Origin of the sequence: Tenacibaculum amylolyticum, from assembly GCF_964511145.1 — a bacterium.
GTDB lineage: Bacteria > Bacteroidota > Bacteroidia > Flavobacteriales > Flavobacteriaceae > Polaribacter > Polaribacter amylolyticum.
Genome location: NZ_CAZEFZ010000045.1, coordinates 1 through 5177, shown reverse-complemented (window position 1 = coordinate 5177; position 5177 = coordinate 1). Strand labels below are relative to the sequence as shown.

The following is a 5177-nucleotide window of genomic DNA, read 5'->3' as shown; positions in this document are numbered from 1 at the left end:
CAGCTATGAATACATTAGAAAAATGGTATGAATTACAGGAAAATAGGAAAGCGCAAGAAAACGCAACAAAACGCAAAATGACAAGGCAAAATCTTTTTTAAAATTTTAAACTAATGAAATACAGATTTTTAAATTCATAATTAATGCGATTTAATATAGTATTATAGCTCCATTAGAATAAAAAACGCAAGAAATGGCAAAAGAAGAAGCACCTTAGTATATAGTAGGGTTGATTAAGGGTCACTAACTATTATAAGATGCTTTATAAAAGCGGATAAGCTTTCGGTGTAAAACTAGTGAAAAAGCTAGTAAACTAGGGGTAATTATAGTTAAAAAAGACTTTTAAAATCAGTAACCAATTATAGATAAAGGATAAACATGATAACCAACTATAAAGAAGCGAAAACAATAAACGCAGGAAAATGCAAAGAACCGCAAAACTTTCTTTAATCCTGAAATAGGTTTACACCAAGTGTTGCTATATATAGGACTATTATTAATTAAAAAGAAACTATTTGAATTTTATTATTTTATCATAGTTTCAAATAGAGAATGCCATGTAGAATTAAGTCTATTTTATAAAAATACAAACCACGCTATTCTAAAAATAACGTGGCTTATATAGTTATTATTAATACGGATTACACTTCGCTAAACCCGCGCTAAATTTAATTACTTTTTACTACTTCATAGTTAATCTTCAAATCAGGTACTGGTAGTTTAATTTTCAAAGAGTCTTTACTAACAGATATAATATCAAAATATTGAAATTGAACTTTTTCATTTCTTATAAAAACAAGATTTGAGAATGGACTCTCTTGAAGGTCTTTTATAATAACATCCTTTGAATTTAACTCTCTTATAAGCTTGTAATCTTTCGTAATTTCAATATTTCTATAATCTAAAAAATTAACAATAGAATCTTCTGGTATAATATACTTAAACCTATTACGATTCTTTGATTCATAATAAAAAAAAGTGCTAAAATTCATGAACTTATAATTCTTAGTAGCTTTCCATTTACCTATTATATTTTTATTGATAGGTTTTGTTTTTACTCTATTAAATGTGATGATATTACCTTTATTCCCATTGATATAATCAATGTTGAATAAGGTAACTTGTGTACTATCTATTTTTATAGGTATAATAAAGGAGTCAAATTCATAAACATTAAAAGTATTAAAAAAATCTCCTTTATACTTTAAATGAATAGACTCTAGTTCATTAGATTTATCATGAGGTTCGAAAATAGCATAAATATTACCTTGAGTATCAAAATATAAATATTGCTTGAAAAGGTTTGTTTCTCTAACAAACCAACTTTCTTCTTTTGCTTTCAGTGAATTCTTATCTTTAAAAGTTCCAAGCTTTTTTAAATAAATATTTTCCTTTTCGTTTTTTGCATTGATAACTAATAATGAATCTCCTATGTTTTCTATTAATTTATAATTACTTATTTTACTCGACAATGAATCTATAAAGTTATAAAGTACAAGTTCTTTATCATCTATCTTATAAACTTTCGATGTCTCTTCTTCAAAATAGTAACCACTAGAAGGTAATTCATTTTTACAAGACAGAAGAAAACTAAATGCTATTAAAAAAAATAAACTTCTACGCATTATTTATTAAATTGTTTTATAAAATCTTCTTTTAATTTCTTATAGTAATTCCAAAATTTAGTTCTACCCTTATTAGTTTTAAAAGCAATTCTATTTCCAGTAGTACGTTTCCCTTTTTTAAACTTTATTCCATAAGGATTAGAGTTTGTAAATGTATCTTGTCCTACTCCCCATACATTCTGTTGTCCTTTTGGATTTCCATTTTCATCTCTTCCCATTTTAAAACCACTAATTGTACCTGTTCCATAATAATAAACAATTAATATATCTCCTCCCGTAGCGAAATTAGATTTTATTACATTATTATTTTCATCAAGCTCAACTGAACCCCAAAATGCTGATATAGGCTTGTTTCCAATCATTTTATCTATACCTGAAAGATCATGTATAGTATTAAGTGTCATTGATTGGATTTTTTTATAATTGTCACCAGTTACTGGACCATAGTTTTCTATGACTGCTTCATTCCACATTGATTCTTGAAGTAACATATTCATTTCTTGAACTATTGATTCAAAAATCTTAGTAACTTCTTTTGATGATAAAAAGATAGATTCTCCACTCTCAAAATCAATCATAGAACGACCTCCTAATTCTGTCCTATTGAATTGATTATTAACAACATCTAAAGTTTTTAAACTTGTGTCTTTGTATTTTTCACCTTTGTCTATAGCTACCTGTCTATTCCAATACTCATCAAATGTTTCACTATCAGCTCCGCTAGGATCAGCCCAATATACAGGATTATTATCCATTCCATTATAAGTAGAAAATTCATAATGAGTCACAGGATCAATAGAAGTCCAACGTGCAATAGTAGGATCAAATTGACGCATATCCATTTCCATTAAATTAAGGCCTAACCCTTCTTCTAATTCGATACCATTATACCCAAACTTCTGTACCTTACTGTTTCCTAATGAATTCGTTACGTTATTATATCCCTTTTGTTTGAGTCCAAATGGATAATAATTTTTCTCTTCTATGATTTCAAATTCACCAGTTATTCCATCGCCATCTATATCTTGTCCACTAACTTCTAGATCAATTTTACCATCACCATCATTATCTGTATACGATAAACGTACATTACCTAAATGATCTTTGTATTGGTATACGTAAGACATCTCGACTGCGCTCGATGTGACATTCTCTACCTTTACATAACCCTCTGCGTGGTTAAAGAATTGTAAGTCGTTATCTTCATAGATATAATTACCAGCGTAATCTGTAGTTGTATTTTCTACAACCTTTCTTAATTTCATTCCTGCAGCATCATAGGTATAATCTATATGTTTACCTCCGATTGTTACACGAGTTGGTAAGTTTAAATGGTTGTAAGTAATATTTGTAATGTCTTTATTGGCATCAGTTTTCATATTTCCATTGGCATCATACGAATAATCATCACCTGATCTATTACCATCTTTAAAACCATAATCTACAGAAGCGTAATCATGTACTTTCGTAAGCTTATTTCCATTGTCATAGTAGTAAGCTAAATAATCCATATTCCCAAAAACTGTCGCACCTACATCTCGATGTCCTTTTCTTATTAACTGCGTAATATTACCATTCTTGTCATAAGTAATCCCAGATACATCATAATTTGACGTAGCAATTCCTGTAGCGCTCTTTATTCGATTAAGCGCATCATAACCATAGACATAACTTCTTTTAGTTTTATTTACATTTTCAGTTTGCCAACTGGTTTTTGCTATATTTCCGTTATATAATCGCTTGCTTGCTTCCACACTAGGATCGTTATAGGCTAGGCTAAAGTTAAACAAATCATTGTCATTATTTGCATCTTCATTAATTTTTGTAAGCCACCCACGAATATTATAATCATAATTTATTGTTTGTAAATCTCCTCCAACTTTCTTAGAAGATAATTGTCCTAAGGCATCATAACTATTACTTACAATTGTTTCAACTGGTTGTTCATTAATCTTCTGTTGTTGCCTTAATAAACGACCTGTATGATCGTACTGAAAAGTATCTATAATAACAATATCTGCTTTTCCTGTCTTTTGATGTGTGGTAGTTGTTTCTTCAACCCTTCCTACAAAATCTAACCTAGAAGCTACCCTATCTGTAGTGCCTAAAAATGCATTATGTAAATACATATAAATAGGACGTGCTTTTTCATCATAAAAAGTAACTGTAGTAATCCAATCATTGGTACCTAATACCTTTACTTTTGTTCCTGTTGCTAATCCTTCTATACGATTAGTTGCATCTATTCCATAAGCATTTACTGTGGCTGTTGCATCTGCTTTATCAAAGGTATAAGTGTCATAATAATTCACTGTTAATACTTCTACATTTGCACTTGGGAAGTTTGTATTCGTATAATAATTATTCAAGCTTCCTGCACTTGTTGTTTTTGTTTCATAGTATGCAGTGACTGAATCATTATTACTATTGAATAATACTTGCATTGCAGATTGATCTATATCCGTTGTATGCGTATATATACCTGTGTAAATAACCCTTCCTAACTTATCATATTTGGTAAATAGCCACTTATTTTGCGCTTTTAAATTCGCATCTTGTGTTAATACAGGACGATCTAATTGGTCATATACTACGTATTCCCATGCTTTTCCTGCTATCTTCTTTTCTACTAATCGGTTTCTGTAGTCATACTTGTATTGATAACATAATTCAGAAAGTTCGGTATCTGATACTCCATCAGTAGTGGTTACTTTTGGAGGTAATACATAGGTTAAATTCCCAAAGTCATCATATACATAGTAAGTATCATGTGGTTCATTTTCATTGTAGGTACGTTTTAAAACTACATTTCCTTTTTTGTCTTTAAATTCTTCTGTAGTATGATCTTTACCATCTGCTGCCATCCAGTTTTCATCTTTGGTGATAGTTTTATACAATTCTCCTACTGCATAAAATTCGGTTCCTCCTGTTAAGGTTGGTTGGTATACTATACCATTTTCTACTGTTGTAACTTCAAATAATCGTACCTCGTTGGCATCATTAACCTTGTATTCAAACTTAATTTCATGCCCATTCCCTAATTTCCAATCTTTCCCCGGTGCTGCTTGTTGTAGTACTCTATTCAGTGGTGAATAATCAAATAACTTTTCTGAATAAGCATTGATTTCATTATCATTTGTAACTTCTATAAAATCATCCGCATAGGTGTTTTTATAATAATTTACAATTGCTGCTTTTGGGTTTGTATTAATTGCTCCATTAGTATTTACAGATGCATAAGGTAAATACTCTTTAGCCTGTTTTCCATACGCATCGTATTCCATATGTGCAACAACATCCTTTTCACTTGGTGACTGTTGTATCGCAATACTCTGTTTTGCTCTTCCTAAACCATCGTAATAGGTAACATTTCGTATAGCATCTGCTGTTTGAGTTAAAGTAGATGTGTTATCGGTTGCTATTTGTGGTGTTATAGAGTAGACAAAATTCTCATTACTTAGTCCTCCTAATATACATCCTGTTGCCGAGCCTTTTCCATCTGTTTCAGGACATTGGTCATTATTATTGGCTACATACCCTAAAGGCATGCTA

General features: G+C 30.3%; 2 protein-coding genes. Both read right to left on the bottom strand.

Annotation, left to right across the window (positions count from 1 at the left end; translation table 11 throughout):
- Positions 1–668 precede the first annotated feature (668 nt).
- Positions 669–1625, bottom strand: coding sequence for a hypothetical protein (locus ACKTTC_RS12790; protein WP_408040231.1), 957 nt, complete (start codon positions 1623–1625; stop codon positions 669–671).
- On the bottom strand, positions 1625–5177 hold a 3553-nt coding region (locus ACKTTC_RS12785; RefSeq protein WP_408040230.1), incomplete at its 5' end, for a DUF6443 domain-containing protein. The genes ACKTTC_RS12790 and ACKTTC_RS12785, both read right to left, overlap by 1 nt.

Coding starts and splice junctions, on each gene's coding strand:
- ACKTTC_RS12790 (WP_408040231.1), bottom strand. CDS start 1,625: ATGCGTAGAAGTTTATTTTTTTTAATAGCATTTAGTTTTCTTCTGTCT.